The sequence below is a fragment of the Streptomyces sp. NPDC093510 genome (assembly GCF_040683555.1).
GTDB lineage: Bacteria > Actinomycetota > Actinomycetes > Streptomycetales > Streptomycetaceae > Streptomyces.
This window is the reverse complement of record NZ_JBFBEE010000017.1, coordinates 1-16145: the sequence shown is the minus strand read 5'-3', so window position 1 is coordinate 16145 and position 16145 is coordinate 1. Positions and strand designations below refer to the sequence as shown.

Here is a 16145-nt window from a genome sequence, read left to right as displayed (position 1 = left end):
CGTACGACGCTAGGCAGCGCGCCCGCCGCCGGGGATGACGGAAAACGTCAGCACCACTGGCCGGAGCGCTCACCCGGCTCGTCACGCGGTGTTCTGACTCGCCGTTCCCGGCGCTAACGTCGTGACATGGCCAGGCGGACGATCACCGTGCACCATGTACGGGCCGTGCTGCGCGGCGCCGAGCGGCGCGGCGTGGACACCGTGCCGCTGCTGCGCGGGGCCCACATCCCGCCGCTGCTCCTCGGCGATGACCGGGCCAGGGTCACCGCGCCCCAGTTCACCCGGCTCTTCCGGGAGCTGTACCGCGTCACGCAGGACGAGTTCCTCGGTCTCGGCTCCGCCGTGAGCAGGCCGGGGACGTTCGCGATGATGTGCCAGGCGTCGCTGGGCTGCGGCGACCTCGGCGCCGCCGTGCGGCGGGGCACCACCTTCTACGGCCTGTTCCCCGGCGGCCCCGACCTCGTCCTGGAACGCCACGACGACGAGGCGGTGTTCGGCGTCCGCAACGACCTCGAACAGGACTACTTCCTCGCCGAGTGCCTCGTCATCATCTGGCACCGCCTGTGCAGCTGGCTGATCGGCCGCCGCATCCCGCTGCGCTGGGCCGAGTTCGGCCATCCGCCGCCCCCGCACAAGGACGAGTACGAGCTGCTCTTCGGCTGTGCCGTACGGTTCGGCGCCGAGCGCACCGGCGCCGGCTTCGACCCGCACTGGCTGGACGCACCGCTGATCAGGGACGAGGACGCCCTGGACGAGATGCTGCGCCGGGCCCCCTTCGAGCTGCTCACCCGGCGCGAGTACGGCACGACGGTCGCCGAGCAGGTGCGCCGCGTCCTCGCCCGCGCCCTGCGTTCCTCGCCGCGGCTGCCCTCGCTCGGCGAGATCGCGGCCCGGCTCGCGGTGAGCCCGGCGACGCTGCGCCGCCGCCTCGCCGAGGAGTCCACCTCGTACCAACAGCTGAAGGACGCGGTGCGGCGTGACGCGGCGATCGCCGGTCTGGTGGACGGCCGGGAGCCGATCGCGGAGCTCGCGGAGCGGCTCGGCTTCTCCGAGGACACGGCCTTCCACCGGGCGTTCCGGCGGTGGACGGGGACGACGCCGGGGGCGTACCGGACGGAGACGGAACGGCCCTGCGGCCCGGGCACCCCCTACGGCCCGGGAACCCCCTACGACCCCTGCTCCTACCGCTCCTCCCCGTCCCCGGAGCCGTCGGCCGAAGGACCGTCGAGCGAAGGGTCGTCGGCCGAAGGACCATCGGGCGGAGGGCCGTCCAGCGCAGGGCCGTCCAGCGCAGGGCCATCCAGCGCAGGGCCCGTGGGCGGCGGGCCGTCCGCCGGTCCGCCCCCGGAGGCCGCCGCCCCGCGCGGCTGAACGCCCGGCTCGTCGTAGACCGCGCCGTTGACCACCGCGCCGTCGCCCGTCACGGCCGTCTCGCCCTCCAGCTTGCCGAGCCGCCGGCTGGTGCGGCCGAGCGCGATCAGCACCGTGATCAGCGACGTGGGCGTGCCCCCGATGCGCCGCGTGTACCGCACGGCCTCCTCGTAGGCGGCGTGCGCCTGCGCCACCATGTCCTGCGCGTCGTAGGCGTCGCCCATGTCCTTGAGGACTGAGGCGTACCAGCCGGGGTCGGTCTCGCCGTCGACGAGGGCGAGCACGGCCTTGCAGGCGGCCACCCCGTCCGCGTAGGCGCCCTCGACGCCCAGCCGGCCCAACTCCTCGTACGTGAGCGCCATGTTGTGCAGGACGGCGGCCCGCCGCTCGGTGTCCGCGATCTTCGGGGCCTCCCCGGTGAGCTGCTCCAGGACGTCCCGCGCCTCGCTCCGCTCGCCCAGCGCGACCAGGGTGTTGGCGAGCGCGGTCATCGTGGTGGCGAGGTCGCCCGGGTTGTCGGCCTGCTGCTTGTACGAGACCGCCTGCCGGAAGTGCTCGACGGCTTCCTTGAGTTCGTGGGCGTCGCGGTAGGTGTCGGCGATGTCGTGCAGGATGATGCCGTAGACACCCGGCGACTCCTCGGGGTCCGTCAGGCCGCGGGCCTCGTAGAAGCAGGCGAGCGCCTGGTCGAGGCGGGCGGGCCGCGGCTGGCTGGTCTCTTCCGGCATGGCGGTTCTCCGTTCGGAGTCGGATGGCGCGGGCGGTCCGGATGGTGACGTCCTGCTCTCGCCCCTCAGCTCCCGCCCGCGGTTGATCAGCGCACGGGCCAGGTTCGCTGCGTCGGCCACCGTCTCGGCGTGCTCGGTGCCGAACGTCCCGCGCAGTTCGTCGAGTTGCTGCCGGTAGGCGAGGACGGCCCCCGCCGTGTCGCCCGCCTGCTCCCAGCAGAAGGCGAGACTGCGCAGGACGCCGATCAACTCGATGTGGCCGGGGCCGAGCACCCGCTCCATGTCGACGACGAGCCTCTCCAGGGTGAGGAGCGCCCGCGTGTTGCGGCCCGACTCGCGCAGCCAGTAGGCGTGTTCGGCGCGGCTTGCGAGGGTGTCGGTGTGGTCGGGGCCGAGCACCCGCTCACGGTCGGCGAGCAGTTCCTCGTACGCCGTCACGGCACCGGCGGCGTCACCCGCGCGCCCCCGGTAGCCGGCGAGGTTGTGGCGGGCCCAGAACAGCTCGGAGTGGTCGCGGCCGAGCACCTCCTCACGGTCGGCGATGAGATGTTCGAGGGCGGCGATCGCACCGGCCGTGTCGCCCGCCTCGCCCCACCACAGGGCGAGGAAGCTCCGCGCGCTCAGCGTCTCCTGCGCCTCGTCCCCCAGCTCGCGCTGGAAGTCGCACAGCACCTGCTCGAACGCCACGAGCGCCCCGGACACGTCCCCCGCGAGCGCCCGCGAGTGGGCGAGGGAGTGCCGGGCCCGCAGCGTGTCGGCGGCGTCGGCCCCGCAGACCCGCTCGGTGTCGTCGGCCACGCCGCGCAGCTCACCGACCGCCACCTGCGGATACCCGGACATCGCCCACATCTCGGCCCGGTTGAGGCGGGCCCGGAGAGTGTCCCGGTGGTCGGCGCCCAGGCGCCGCTCGGCCTGCCCCGCAAGGACCTTGAACTGCTCAAGCGCGTGCGTGTAGTGCCCGGCCGCCGCCACGCTGCTCGCCGACATGAAGACGACGTTGTGCGCCTCCCCCACCCACAGCGCCCCGTCCGCCACGCGCCGCAGCGCGTCGGTGTTCGCCCGCAGCGCCGCGCCGAGCGCCGCGTCCTTCTCCACATCGGGCCAGGCCTCGACCAGCGCGTCGGCGGCCGCCACCGCTGCCTCGTCGGTCCGCTCCCGGGACAGGGACTCGCGGATGCTGCGCTGCACCAGCTGGTGGACGCGTACCGCCTGGTGCGGGACGCCCGGCGTGTAGTCGACGAGGTGCATGCGGTGCAGGGCGCGCAGCGCGTCGACGGCGTCGTCGGGCTCCACGGGGGCTTCGGGTCCGGTGCGGTGCCGGGCGAGGTAGCGGCGGGCCTCGCCGCCCGTGAGCACCGCCGCGGGGATGCCGCTGGGGTCGAGCAGGGCGATCAGGACGAGCAGCGGGCTCGCCAGGCCCCTCGGGCGCATCCGGTCCGCGCGGTCGACGGACAGCGACCAGGTCGCGGCGAGGGTGACGGTCTGAGCGTCCGGCAGCGAGCCCGGCTCGGGCACCAGGCGGGCCAGGTCGCGTGTGCGGCCCGCGAGGAGCTTGCGGTACGCGTCGCAGTCGAGGCCGGTCTCCAGGAGGTACGCGGCGGCCTGTGACAGGGCGAGCGGCAGGTCCCCGAGGTCCCGCGCGAGCAGGGCGATGCACTCGGGCGACTGCTCGGGAAGGCCGGCACCGCCGTTGCCCGCCTCCCGGCGCGCCCCCGAGAGGACCTGCGTGAGGTAGGCGACCGACTCGTCCCTGGCGAACAGGCCGACGTCGATGCAGCTGTGCCCGTGCCCGGTCAGCACGGCGTCGCGGCGCCGCGTGGTGACCAGCGTCCTGCCGTGCGGGCCCGCCGGGGGCCACAGGGCGATGCGCGGCGCGGCCGGGTCGGCGAGCAGGTCGACGGGGTCGGCGAGGTCGTCGAGCACCACCATCCAGCCGGGTCCCTGCTCGCCGTCGGCGCCCGGCGGCCGCGGCTCCAGCCAGGCGAGGAAGCGGGCGGCGGCCTGCTCCGAGTCGGCCAGGGAGATGCCGAGCACGTCCTCGGCGGCCTGCGCGTACGCGGCGACGACTGCCTCGCGCTTGACCGCCGTCACCCACAGGAGCAGGTCGACCTCGCCGCTGCGCAGCAGGTCCCGGGCGTACCGGGCGGCCAGCTGGGTCTTGCCGACGCCTCCGGTGCCTGCGAGGACCTGGCCGAGCACAGCGGTGCCGCCGTCGGCCATCTCGCGCGCGAGCCGCCGGCCCACTCCGCGGTCCTGGAAACAGTGCGCCTCCTGGGGCAGTACTCCGACGATGTGCGGGCTGCGCCGCGTGAGCGGCCGTGCACCCGCCGGTCCGCTCAGCCCTCGGCCGGATCCGGCGGGGAAGGGTGGTCTATCCCCAGGTTTCCGTACATCTTGTCGATGTTGACCGGGCTGCCGTAGTTGACGACGGGCCCGGCGGCGGCCTGCGCGCCGGGACCCGACACCGTCATGTGTCCGACCGTGGGCCCACCGCGCCCGATGGCGCTCCTTAACTCCCGTACGAGCGTGCGAAGTTCGCTGCCCAGTTCGGTGCGGACCCCGTCGTCCAGATCGTCCAGGGCGATCTCGAAGCGGGTGCGCCAGGAGATCCGCTCGTCGCCCCGCAGCCGCCGCCCCAGGTCGCCCTCCACGCCGGCGAGGTGCGCGTCCGTGCGGTCGAGGCGGTCCAGCGTGGCCCGCTCGCGTGCCGGGTCGCCCCGGCTGAACCACCGGGCCACCGGCCCCCGTACGCCCGGCCAGCTCTCCGTTCCCGCAGCCTGTACGACGGCGTCCGAGCCCTCGGCCGCCAGTGCTGTCATGGCGTCGTCGAGCATCGCCACACCCCCACTCGTTCAGAGCCCGCGGCTCCCCCTCTGTGAACGTAGCGCCGTGGCGGCGCCCTGGATACCTGCGAGCCGAAGTCAACGAAGGTGAGCGTCCCGGTCAGCCCCTGGATTACCCGCGGGTCTCTACGGTCGTTGCCTAAACACCTCCGCCCCTGAAGACAGTTGGGAGAGCCGCATGCACACACGTACCAGCGTCGGAGCGTGGGCCGTGGCCGCCGCGCTCGGTCTGTCGGCCGTCACCCCGCTCACCGCCGCACACGCCGCGCACGCCGCGCACGCCGAGGGCTCCACGCACGCCGAGGGCTCCGCGGGTACAGCCGGCTCCCTCGGCTCACCCGGCTCCCCCGGCTCCCCCGGTGACGTCGTGAGCTCCGAGCCGAGCAGCTTCCACCCCTTGCCCGGCCAGCCGACGAACACCAAGGCCTGGAAGATCCACTACCGCTCGACCACGGCCAAGGGTGAGCCGAACACCGTCTCCGGCACGGTCATCGTGCCCCAGGACGGCCGCAAGGGCCCCCGTCCCCTGATCACGTACGCCGTCGGGACCGTCGGCCTCGGCGACCACTGCGCGCCCAGCGCGGGCTTTCCCAAGGGCACCACTCTGGAGGCCAACCTCATCCAGCAGCTGACCCTGCGCGGCTGGGCGGTGGCCGTCACCGACTACGAGGGCCTCGGCACCCCGGGCGACCACACGTACACGGTGGGCCGCGCCGAGGGCCAGGCCGTGCTGGACGCCGCCCGCGCCGCGATCCGCCTCCCCGAGGCGGGCCTCGGCGAGGACACGCCGGTCGGCATCATGGGTTATTCGCAGGGCGGCCAGGCCTCGTCGTGGGCGGCCGAACTGCACGGCTCGTACGCCCCGGACCTCGATGTGAAGGGCACGGCGACCGGGGGTGTCCCCGGCGACCTCCTGAAGGTCGCGGAGTTCAACGACGGTCTGTACGGCTCCGGCCTGATCTTCATGGCGGCGATCGGCCAGAACGCGGCCTTCCCCGAACTGAACCTCGGCTCCTACCTCAACGCGAAGGGCGAGAAGCTCATCGCGGCGCTGAAGAACTCCTGCGTCGCGGACGGTACGGTGCTCGGCTCGTTCAAGCCGATCTCGTCGATGACCACGAAGAACCCCCTCGACCAGCCCGACTGGAAACAGCGCCTGAACGAGTCGCGGGTCGGCACGGCCAGGCCGGACGCGCCCGTGTACCAGTACCACGCGCTCGCCGACGAGCTCATCCCGTACAGCGTGGGCAGGAAGGTCCGGCAGGACTGGTGCGCCCGGGGCGCGACCGTGGAGTGGCACACCGTGCCGCTCGCCGAGCACGTCAGCGGCGTGATCACACAGTCGCCGCTCGCGGGCGCGTGGCTGGCGGACCGGTTCGCGGGCAAGCCGGTACGCGGCAACTGCTAGGCACAGCAGGGCGATCGAGGTTCCCGGGTACGTCCCCGAGCGGCGGCCGTACCCGGAACACCGGTTCGAAAACCGGTGGGCAGCGCGGCACGTCCCCCCATAGGATCTTGAGGTTTGCACGACTTCGAGAACCGGGGGGAATTCTCGTCATGCTCATCGCGCCCACGGCCCTGTCCCTGGCCCTGCTGGCCCTGCTCGTCCTGGCGATGAAGGCGTCCGACACGATGCCGCACCGCCCCACGACGGAGCCGGCGGGCGATCCGGAGGGCCCCCGAAAGGAAGCCGCCCGATGACCGCACCGGCCACGCCCACCGTGCCCGCCGCTCCCTCGGCGCCTCTCACGCCGCCACCGGAGGACCCCTCGCGGGCGGACCCCGCGCCGGGCCCCGACTTCGTCACCCCGGTGGACAACGTCTTCGTACGCACCCACCTGGGCGTCCCGGACATCGACCCCGAGACCTGGACGCTGACGGTCGGGGGCCTGGTGGCACACCCCCTGCGCCTCGACCTGCCGGCGCTCCTCGCCCTCCCACGGGAACAACTCACCGCCGTCCACGAGTGCTTCGGCAGCCCGTTCCGTCCCGATACGCCCACGCGCGCGGTGACGAACATCGAATGGACCGGCCTGCCACTGGCCGCGCTCCTGGAGCGCGCGCTCCCTCTTCCCGCCGCGCGGCACGTGCGCTTCGAGGGCGCGGACACGGGTTCCTTCCAGGGCGAGGACGGACTCTCGTACGTGAAGGACCTCCCCCTGGAGACCGCCCGCCGTGACGTGTTCCTCGCCCACGGCATGAACGGCGCGCCCCTGCGCGCCCGGCACGGCCACCCTCTCCGGGCGGTCGTCCCCCGCATGTTCGGCACGAACTCCGTGAAGTGGCTGACCCGCGTCGTCCTCACGGAGGAGCGCCCGCAGCACATGTTCACGACGACGTTCTACACGCGGGTGCTGCCGGGTTCCGACACCCCGCAGCCGGTACGCGCGCTGGACGTCAACAGCAAGATCCTGACGCCTGCGGTCGGCTCTCAACTCCCTCACGGTGACGTGGCGTTCCGGGGCCGCGCCTGGAGCACGACGGAGGTCGTCCGTCTCGACCTGTCCGTCGACGACGGCCCGTGGGAGCCCGCCACCCTCGACGCCCTCGGCGCCGAGCCGACCTGGCAGGGCTTCTCCCTGCGCCGCACGCTCCGGCCCGGCCCGCACACGGTCCGCTCCCGCGCGACGGACGCGGCCGGCCGCGTCCAGCCGCCGCCGGGCGCCCGGAACTCCGTCCACGAGGTCCGCTTCACGGTGGGCTAGCGGCAGCGGCCTGCCCCTCGTGTCGGAGCTCGGCCCAGACGGTCTTGCCGACGACACGCTCGGTCACGCCCCAGGAGCTGGCCAGCGCCTGGACGACGCACAGCCCTCGCCCCGACTCGCCGTCGGGGCCCGCCTGTTGCATCTCCGGCCGACGGTCGCCCCGACAGTCCGCGACTTCGATACGGAGCGTGTCGGGCCCCGTCCGGACGAGCCGCAGCTCGAAGTCGCGGCCGGCCACGTGTCCGTGCGTGACGGCGTTCGCCGCGAGCTCGGCGACGATGTGCGCGGCGGCGTCGGAGAGCTCGCTCCCGTGCGGGATGCCCCAGAGGTCCAGCTGGTGGGTGGCGAGGCGCCGGGCCAGGCGGGCACCTCGCCGGGTGGGGCTGAGCAATTGCCGGAAGGCGGGGCCTTCGAGCTCGACTCGTTGGGTGGGCATTTGCGTCTTCATGTCACTTAGCGTGGCGGGTCGGTTCTACGCTGACCAGGTACGACGCCATGACGCCGGGTAGATGTACGAGTACGGGACCCTGGCTGTACGAGGCGTCAACCGTGACCACGCGAGGACGGTACGGGCATGGCGAGCACAGACCATGAGGAACGACCGGAGCGGCCGTCCGAGGCGGACGGCACGACCCACCTCTTCAGTGCACTCGGCAAACAGATCAAGGCCCTGCGCGAACACGCGGGCATGAGCCAGCGGGAACTGGGCAAGGTGGCGCATTGCGGGGAGGCGCTGATCTCCTCCATGGAGCGCGGCGTACGGACTCCCCAGCCGGAATTCCTGATCCGGGTGGACGGACCGCTCGACGCGAGGGGAGCGCTGGCGGCGGCTGCTGATGACGTACGGGAGGCGCAGGCGAAATCGCGGACTCGACACCCGGATTGGTACCGGGGGTACGCGAGCATGGAGGCGCAGGCGGTGGAGCTGCACCACTACTGCAACCAGACTGTGCACGGCCTTCTGCAGACGGAGGACTACGCTCGTGCCGTATTCACCTACCGGCGTCCCCTCCTCGACGACGCCACCATCGAGAAGCGGGTGTCCGACCGCTTGGCCCGCCAGCAGATCTTCGAGCACTGGCCCTCTCCGGCTCTGACCTATGTATTGGAAGAGGTTGCGCTGCAGCGTCCGATTGGCGGACGTGCGGTGCACGAGGCCCAGTTGAGGCACTTGCTCCGAATGGGCTGCAAACGCAACGTAGAGCTGTACGTGCTGCCGACCGATCGCGAGGAACACCCGAACCTGGACAGCGCCTTCAACCTGCTGACCCCCAAGGGCAAACAGCAGGTGGCTTACACGGAGGCGCAGGGCCATCCTCGTCTGATCACCGATCCCGAAGAGGTACGGCTGATCGCCGACCGCTATGGGAGCATGCGCGGACTGGCTCTCAACCCGCGAGAGTCCCTGGCCCTGATCGAGAAGATGCTGGGAGAGCGATGAGCACCGAGGAACTGGACTGGTTCAAGTCCAGCTACAGCAGCGGCGAGGGCGGCGACTGCCTCGAAGTCGCCTACAACTGGCGGAAGTCCAGCTACAGCGGCGGCGAGGGTGGCACGTGCCTCGAAGTCGCGTACCCCTGGCGGAAGTCCAGCCACAGCACCGGTGAGGGCGGCGAATGCGTAGAGCTATCGTCCTGTCCCCACGCGATCCACATTCGCGACTCCAAGAACCCCACCGGCCCCACCCTCTCCATAACCCCCGCCTCCTGGTCCCGCTTCCTCCCGTACGCCAAGGCCTGACGTGGAGGAGGTCACCGAGACCCTGATCCGCGCCCTCCTCAAGGAGCAGCACCCAGACCTCGCGGAGCTGGAGATCCACTCCCCGGTCAGGGGCTGGGACAACGAACTCTGGCGCCTGGGCGCGCAACTGGCCGCACGCCTACCCCGTACCGAACGCGCCCCGGAACTCCTCCGCAAAGAACACCGCTGGCTCCCGGCGCTCGCGCCCACGCTCCCCCTCCCCGTACCGACCCCCGTGCACCTGGTCGAGCCGACGTCCCGCTTACCGCAGCCGTGGACGATCGCTGCCTGGGTGCCGGGCTCTCCGGCCGACCGCACCCCGGTCAGCCAGGCCGACCACGGGGCCGAGACGCTGGCGGAGTTCCTGCGCGCGCTGCACAAGGAGGCCCCGGCGGACGCACCCCGCATCCAGGAACGAGGCGCACCCCTCCCCACCCTCACCCACGTCTTCGAACAGCAACTCCGCGACCTGGCACCGGAGGTGGGCAGCGGGGCGCCGGCCCTCCGCGCCGTCTGGGAGGACGCCGTCACGGCACCCCCGTGGGAGGGGACGCCGGTCTGGCTGCACGGCGACCTGCACCCCGCGAACGCCGTCGTAACGGACGGCACCCTCTCCGGTGTCATCGACTTCGGCGAACTCTGCGCGGGCGACCCGGCCACCGACCTCGCGGCGGCGTGGCTGCTCCTGCCCAACGGGGCGGCGCCACGCTTCTTCGAGGCGTACGCGCGCGCCGACGACGCGACGATCCGGCGTGCCCGGGGCCGGGCCGTCCTGCAAGCCCTGGTTCTCATCGCCATCGGCCGCAACGGGGAACGCGGTCTGCCGGGCGGCAAGGTGACGTGGGGCCGCGTGGGCCGGGCGGCGCTTCAGAGACTGATCGCCCGGTAGCTCAGCAGCGCATCGACAACCCGCCCCGCCGCGTCGGCACCGCTCTCCGGGCCCAGGTCCGAACCCAGGACCAGGTCGCGGGCGCGGGGGTGCGGGACGTTCGCGGCGAGGAGGAGCAGGTAATAGTCGCAGTCGGGGGACGCCGGGTCCGCGGCGACCCGGCGCACGATCTCGACGAGCTCGTCCCGCGTGACGTCCGGCACGCGGGGCCACGCGGGCCGCGCCGCCTCCCGCGCGAACTCCTCCAGGCTCCGCAGGCCGTCGTACTCGACGAAGTCGAGCGGCCCGTAACGGTGCCCGGTCGCCGCGTTGAACGCCGCGACGGCCTCGTCCCCGGCCCCGTCGAGCACCAGCTCGGCGACCCGCTCGATCTCACGGCTCAGCGCGGCCAGGCGTCGCGGGGGAACGTGCGGGGGCAGCAGCTCGGGTCGTAGGTCCACGGTGGGGATTGTGAGGCATCAGTCACCACACCTCGCTCCCGAGTGCCGCCATCGCCAACGTGCCGGGGTGCCCGAGCCGACCCGGTGGGCCGGCCCGGGTCGGCGAAGGCGAGCCACCGCAGCGCCGAACAACGGACTCCGGGGCTTTCGTCCACGTGGGCACGCTCACGCATCAACCGCCCCCCGACGAGACTCGCCGTACGGTCCGCCGTGTCCAGATCCACCAGCACCGCCACGCACCACACACCACGCACCACGCACCACGCACTCCGAAGCTGGCGTGCCGTCCGGCGGAGCGGGTGCGGTCCGGGGAAGCGGGTCAGTCGCGCGGGAGCAGCCACGCCACGAGGGCCGTCGTCGCGCAGAGCGTGAGGCCCGCGACGACAAGCCCCGTGTGCATCCCGGAGAGCGAGAACCCTGAGGCCCCGCCACCGTCACCGTTCGCGAGGAGCGCCCCGAAGAGGGCCACGGACATCGCCCCGCCGGTCTGGCGAAGGGAGTTGAGGAGACCGGACGCCGTACCGGCACGTTCGCCGGGGACGCTGTCGAGGAGCTGGGCGGTCAGCGCGGGGACGGCGAAGGCACCGCCGAGACCCGTGGGTACGAGCAGGACGAGGACGAGCCACAACGGCGTACCGGCGGTCAGCGGTACCAGCGCGAACATGGCGAGCGCGAGGATCGCCTGCCCGAGCACGATGACCGTACGCCGCCCCAGCCGCTCGGCGGCACGCGGCGAGACGAGGTTCGTCCCGGTGATGAACGCGGCGAGCGGCACGAACATCAAGCCCGCCTCGACGCCCGACATGCCGCGCAGCTGCTGGTAGTAGAGGCCGAGGAGGAAGGTCACGCCGTAGAACCCGGCGTTCACCGCGAAGCCCACCGCGAGGGCGACCGAGACCGCCCGCCGCCGCAGCAGTTCGAGCGGCACCATGGGCGCGGGGTGCCGCTTCTCGGCACGGTGGAAGGCGAATCCGGCGGCGACAGCCACGGCGAAGGCGGCGAGCACGGGCGCGCTCGTCCACCCCAGGTGCCCGCCCTCGATGACCGCGAACGCGAGCCCCGCCAGGGCGAGTACGGCCGTCACCTGCCCGCCGAGGTCGAGCGGCGCCGGACGGCGCGGAGAGCGGGCGACGCGGGCGAGAAGGACGAGGATCACCGCGCCCACGGGCAGGTTGAGGAGGAAGACGGACCGCCACCCGGCGGTCTCCGTCAGCACGCCACCGAGCACGGGCCCCACCGCGACGGACGCGGAACCGCCCACCGTCCACAGCGCGATGGCGCGGGCCCGGCGACGCGGATCGTCGTACGCCTGCCGGATCAGCGCGAGCGAGGCGGGCATCACGACGGCCGCGCCCGCGCCCTGCGCGACGCGGGCCGCGATCAGCGCCCCGATGCCGGGCGCGAGCGCGCACGCCAACGACGCGACGGTGAACAGCCCCACCCCCCATACGTACGCTCGCCGCGCCCCGGCCCGGTCCGCCAGCGCCCCGGCGGACAGCATCAACGCCGCGAACATCAGCGTGTACGCGTCCACGACCCACTGCAGCCCCGCCATGCCCCCGTGCAGAGTGTCCCGGATGTCGGGCAGCGCGATGTTCACCGCGGTGACGTCGATGGTGATGACGGCGAACCCGAGCAGGGCGGCGACGAGAGCGACAGGGCCGGAGCGTGCGGGCCGGGCGGCGCCGGTCTGGACGGGGCCGGGCGCGAGGACAGCGGCGGACATGGGGTCTCCTACGGTGAGACGGTTCCGTCGCGGCGCGACGGAGAGTTCGAGCTCCGCGCATCGCGAAGCGCAGACGGCTCGGACCACCGCGACCGCGGCCCGGTGTCACGCACCCCCTGGGCCACGGCGGCCGAACCGCCTGACGTCACCCACTCTGGGCCGAAGCCCCACGCCGTGGCAGGCCGCACCTCACAGGGGTCCCGCGTTCCTCGCCCTGACACGGCCCCCCACGCCCCACCCCGCCCTCAGACCCCACCAGGGACAATGAGCGAATGACGGACAGCACAGCGAGCGCCACCGGCACAACGGGAGCCACCAGCACAACGGGAGCCACCAGCACCGGGACCGGCACCGGAACCGGCACCGAACTGGGCAGGTACCTGCGCGCCCGCCGGGCCCGGGTGACCCCCGCCGAGGCGGGCCTCCCCGCGGGCGCCGGAATCCGCCGCACGCCGGGCCTGCGCCGCGAGGAGCTCGCCACCCTCGCCGGGGTGAGCGTCGACTACTACACGCGGATGGAGCGCGGCCGCGAGTCGAACCCCTCCCCCGCCGTCATCGACGCCCTGGCCCGCGCCCTGCGCCTGACGGGCGAGGCCCACGACCGCCTGCGCGACCTGGCCGAACTCGCCTCGGGCCGCCTGACGGAACCGCACCCGACGGCCGACCACACGGTCCGCGACTCCACCCTGCGCACACTGGAGGCGCTGGCCCCGCTGCCCGCGTACGTGGTGAGCAGGCACAGCTACATGCTGGCCGCCAACGCCCCCGGCAAGGCGCTGCTCCCCGGCCTGTGGGAGTGGCCCGCCGAGCAGCGCAACGTACTCCGCTACCTCTTCCTGCACCCCGTGGGCCGCGTGCTGTACCGGCCGTGGGAGGAGACGGTCGCCAAGTCGGTGTCACACCTTCGCGCGATCGGCGGCACCGACACCGACTCGCCCCAGCTGACGAACCTGGTCGGCGAACTCCTGCTGAAGTCGCCGGACTTCGCCCGCATCTGGGAGCGGTACGACGTGAGTGAGCGCGGCGGCGGCACCAAGTCCTTCGAGCATCCCAAGGTGGGCGCGATGACGCTCACGTACGAGGTGATGACGCTGGCGAGGACGGGCGGCCAGCGGATGGTGGTCTACCAGGCCCCGCAGGGCACTCCGGACGAGGCGGCCATGCTCCGCCTGAGCCCGCCACGCTGACCGGCCCGACCAACGCTCACTCGGCCGCGCACGAGCTCCCCGTCTTGGGGGTCTCGCCGTACAGCAGGAACCCGTTCACCTTGTCCTGCACGCACTCGGAGCCCAGGTAACCGGTGTGCCCGTCACCCTTGTTGTCCAGGACGACGGCCTGCGAACCGAGGCGCCGCGCGGTCTCCTCCGTCCACCGGTACGGCGTGGCCGGGTCGCCGCGCGTGCCGACCAGCAGCAGCTTGGGCGTCTTCACGTCGCGTACGTCCTCACGGATGTAGCTCGTCCCGGCCGGCCGCCCGAAGCACAGCAGCACGGGCATCAGCATCGACCGGCCGAAGACGGGCGACGCCTCGTCGAACTCCTTCTGCAGCCTGCCGACTTCCTTCTCTATCCGCGCGGCATCGGGCCGGTCGGGATCATCGGCGCAGTTCACGGCCATGAGAGCGGCGGCCATGTTGTCGGCGGGCACGTCCTCCCCCATCGCCCGCGCCCCGCCCCGCACGGCCCCGTGGGCGAGTCCGCCGCTCATCCGTATCAGCGCCCGGGGGTCACCGTCCGCGAGCAGCGCCCCCAGGGCCTGCGACAGCGCGGGCCAGGCCTGCCTGCTGTACAGGGCCTGACTGAGTACGCTGACGACGTCCTGTCCGGTGAACTCCGCGCCGTCCATGGAGCGCAGCGGCATCTGGTCCATCTCCTGGATGATCCTGACCATGCTCTGCCGCGCACCGCGCGAGTCCGTGCCGAAGACGCATCCGGCGTTCCCCGTGCACCAGGTGAGGAAGTTGTCGAGGGCGGTCTGGCGCCCTTCGGCGGTCGCGAGGGACTGTTCGGCGACGGGCTCGGTCAGCGTGTCGACGCCGTCGAGCGCCATCCGCCCCACCTTCTTCGGGAACTGGGCGGCGTAGACGGCACCGAGCCGCGTCCCGTACGAGAACCCCAGATAGTTCAGCTTCTTGTCGCCGAGGGCCTGGCGCATGACGTCCATGTCGCGGGAGACATTGACGGTCCCCATGTGGGGCAGGACCGGCCCGGACTTGTCCGCGCACTCCTTGGCGACCTTGCGCATCTCCTTCAATACGGCGGCCGGGTCCGTCGCGTCACCGGAGGCGGGGTCGCCGCCCTCCCCGGCGTCGCCGCAGCTGACCGGCTCGCTCCGGCCGACGCCGCGCGGGTCGAAGGAGACGACGTCGTAGTCCTTGCTGAGGAAACCGAAGTCCTTCTGCGCCCCCGCGAGCGCGGAGACGCCGGGGCCACCGGGCCCGCCGAAGTTCAGCAGCAGGGAGCCGCGCGGCTTGCCGCTCGAGCTGGACTTCATGCGGATCATGGCGACGTCGACGGTTCCGGCGGCGGGCTTCGCGTAGTCGATCGGGACGGTCACGTGCCCGCACCGGACATCCTTGGCGCCACCCGTGGCCTCCGCCACGGCTTCGGTGTCGCCCGTACAACCGGCCCACTTGATCTTCTGCGTATAGAAACGCGCCAGGTCGGGCCGCCCGCCGCCGTCATCGGCGACGGCGGCACCCGGCACGCCCGCTCCCACGACGACCAGCGTGGTGACGCCGGCGACTGCGCAAGCTCCGCGCACGGCAACCTCCCAGGGTGTGCCCCTCGGCTCACCCTAAGCGCGGCGCTCGGCCCTCGCCCGTTCAGGACGTATGCCTCGACCAACTCCTGACTGCTGAGTAACCTTACTCGCAGGTAAATTGACGAGCGAGCTGGGAGCTGGACAATGGCCGACCGCTACCTGACCTTCGCCACCACGGCGCCCGGCCGCTTCCTCACCCGCCACCTGGGCCTGCCCCGACCAACCCCGCTGCGCCGCTGGGCCCCGCAAAACCCCACGCTCCCAGGCGAGTTGCTACCCCTCACCACAGGAGACACCCCCCACAACCACCCGTCGCCCCACGGCAGTTGTCCTGGACGCCACAGCGGTCAGGAACACGAAGCCCCTCACCGAGGTGCACACGGCGCTGGGCGCGTAGCCCGTGCCCGTTCCCCTTACCCCCCACAAGCCCGCCGCTTCGCGACGGATACCTCCCACCCACCCACCCGTTCACCCCGCAACGCCATGCGGGGGCAGGGGCGGGTGGGGGCGCCCCCGTGCGGTCCACCCGAGATGGGTGGGTGGAGGGCCCGCGAGACCCAGCGGGGTGGGGGTGGGGGCTGCCCTGTGCGGTCCGCCCGGGGGCGTGGGTGTGCGAACTCCGCGATGCGCGGCGGAAGACGTGGCGGACACGAACAGCGCGCCGTCCGGCGGGAGTCGGGGCGGGTGGGTGGGGCGTCCCCCGCGACGTCCCCCCGGGGTTGGGGCACCAAGCCCGCCGCTCCGCGGCGGATGTATCCCACCCGCCCGCCCGTGCGCCCCGCGACGTCCCGCGGGGGTAGGGGCGGGTGGGTGGGGTGCCCCCCCCCGCGACGTCCCCCCGGGGTAGGAGCGCCAAGCCCGCCGCTTCGCGGCGGATGTATCCCACCCACCCACCCGTGCACCCCGCGACGTCCCCGCAGGTGTAGGGGCGGGTGGGCGG

13 protein-coding genes and 1 pseudogene are annotated in these 16145 nt (G+C 72.9%); 8 read left to right on the top strand and 6 right to left on the bottom strand.

The annotated features are described in order from the left end of the window. Window positions 1–126: 126 nt before the first annotated feature. Window positions 127–1113 (top strand): annotated as a pseudogene (locus AB0N81_RS26405) (AraC family transcriptional regulator); the annotation flags it as partial. Window positions 1114–1181: 68 nt separating this feature from the next. On the opposite strand, the gene AB0N81_RS26400 reads toward AB0N81_RS26405, so the two are convergent. Together AB0N81_RS26400 and AB0N81_RS26395 are read right to left on the bottom strand one after the other, a co-directional pair. Next, window positions 1182–4343: a tetratricopeptide repeat protein gene (locus AB0N81_RS26400; protein ID WP_365362464.1), complete on the bottom strand. Its 3162-nt coding sequence runs from the start codon at window positions 4341–4343 to the stop codon at window positions 1182–1184. A 92-nt stretch (window positions 4344–4435) separates the two neighbouring features. Further along, entirely contained in the window at window positions 4436–4933 is a 498-nt protein-coding gene (locus tag AB0N81_RS26395; RefSeq protein WP_365362462.1) for a hypothetical protein, read from the bottom strand. Between the two features lie 187 nt (window positions 4934–5120). On the opposite strand from AB0N81_RS26395, the gene AB0N81_RS26390 reads away from it, so the two are divergent. From AB0N81_RS26390 to AB0N81_RS26380, 3 genes are all read left to right on the top strand, one after another. Beyond that, window positions 5121–6350, top strand: a complete 1230-nt coding sequence (locus AB0N81_RS26390) for a lipase family protein (RefSeq protein WP_365362460.1) — start codon at window positions 5121–5123, stop codon at window positions 6348–6350. A 149-nt stretch (window positions 6351–6499) separates the two neighbouring features. Continuing rightward, the gene (locus tag AB0N81_RS26385; protein WP_365362458.1) at window positions 6500–6643 is read left to right on the top strand and encodes a hypothetical protein; all 144 of its coding nucleotides are present in this window, start codon (window positions 6500–6502) and stop codon (window positions 6641–6643) included. Then, complete coding sequence (locus AB0N81_RS26380; RefSeq protein ID WP_365362456.1) at window positions 6640–7647, top strand: molybdopterin-dependent oxidoreductase; 1008 nt, start codon at window positions 6640–6642, stop codon at window positions 7645–7647. The genes AB0N81_RS26385 and AB0N81_RS26380 overlap by 4 nt, the downstream gene beginning before the upstream one ends. Here the strand turns inward: AB0N81_RS26380 and AB0N81_RS26375 are convergent. Beyond that, complete coding sequence (locus AB0N81_RS26375) at window positions 7634–8083, bottom strand: ATP-binding protein (RefSeq protein WP_365362454.1); 450 nt, start codon at window positions 8081–8083, stop codon at window positions 7634–7636. The genes AB0N81_RS26380 and AB0N81_RS26375 overlap by 14 nt on opposite strands. Window positions 8084–8221: 138 nt before the next feature. Between AB0N81_RS26375 and AB0N81_RS26370 the strand changes: the two genes are divergently transcribed. The 3 genes from AB0N81_RS26370 to AB0N81_RS26360 are packed head-to-tail and all read left to right on the top strand — an operon-like array spanning window position 8222 to window position 10276. Continuing rightward, window positions 8222–9088: a helix-turn-helix transcriptional regulator gene (locus tag AB0N81_RS26370; RefSeq protein ID WP_365362452.1), complete on the top strand. Its 867-nt coding sequence runs from the start codon at window positions 8222–8224 to the stop codon at window positions 9086–9088. Then, the gene (locus AB0N81_RS26365; RefSeq protein ID WP_365362451.1) at window positions 9085–9387 is read left to right on the top strand and encodes a DUF397 domain-containing protein; all 303 of its coding nucleotides are present in this window, start codon (window positions 9085–9087) and stop codon (window positions 9385–9387) included. The genes AB0N81_RS26370 and AB0N81_RS26365 overlap by 4 nt, the downstream gene beginning before the upstream one ends. A gap of 1 nt (window position 9388) precedes the next feature. Continuing rightward, window positions 9389–10276, top strand: coding sequence for an aminoglycoside phosphotransferase family protein (locus tag AB0N81_RS26360; protein ID WP_365362449.1), 888 nt, complete (start codon window positions 9389–9391; stop codon window positions 10274–10276). Here AB0N81_RS26360 and AB0N81_RS26355 read toward each other — a convergent pair. Both AB0N81_RS26355 and AB0N81_RS26350 read right to left on the bottom strand, forming a co-directional pair. Further along, window positions 10255–10716, bottom strand: coding sequence for a hypothetical protein (locus tag AB0N81_RS26355; RefSeq protein ID WP_365362447.1), 462 nt, complete (start codon window positions 10714–10716; stop codon window positions 10255–10257). The genes AB0N81_RS26360 and AB0N81_RS26355 overlap by 22 nt on opposite strands. 319 nt (window positions 10717–11035) lie before the next feature. After that, the gene (locus tag AB0N81_RS26350; RefSeq protein WP_365362445.1) at window positions 11036–12442 is read right to left on the bottom strand and encodes an MFS transporter; all 1407 of its coding nucleotides are present in this window, start codon (window positions 12440–12442) and stop codon (window positions 11036–11038) included. Between the two features lie 272 nt (window positions 12443–12714). On the opposite strand from AB0N81_RS26350, the gene AB0N81_RS26345 reads away from it, so the two are divergent. Next, a complete protein-coding gene (locus AB0N81_RS26345; RefSeq protein ID WP_365362443.1) occupies window positions 12715–13629 on the top strand; it encodes a helix-turn-helix transcriptional regulator in 915 nt (304 codons plus the stop codon). A 16-nt stretch (window positions 13630–13645) separates the two neighbouring features. Here AB0N81_RS26345 and AB0N81_RS26340 read toward each other — a convergent pair whose 3' ends face one another. Next, window positions 13646–15205 (bottom strand): alpha/beta hydrolase, encoded by a 1560-nt coding sequence (locus tag AB0N81_RS26340; RefSeq protein WP_365362442.1) that lies wholly within the window; start codon window positions 15203–15205, stop codon window positions 13646–13648. Window positions 15206–16145: the final 940 nt, after the last annotated feature.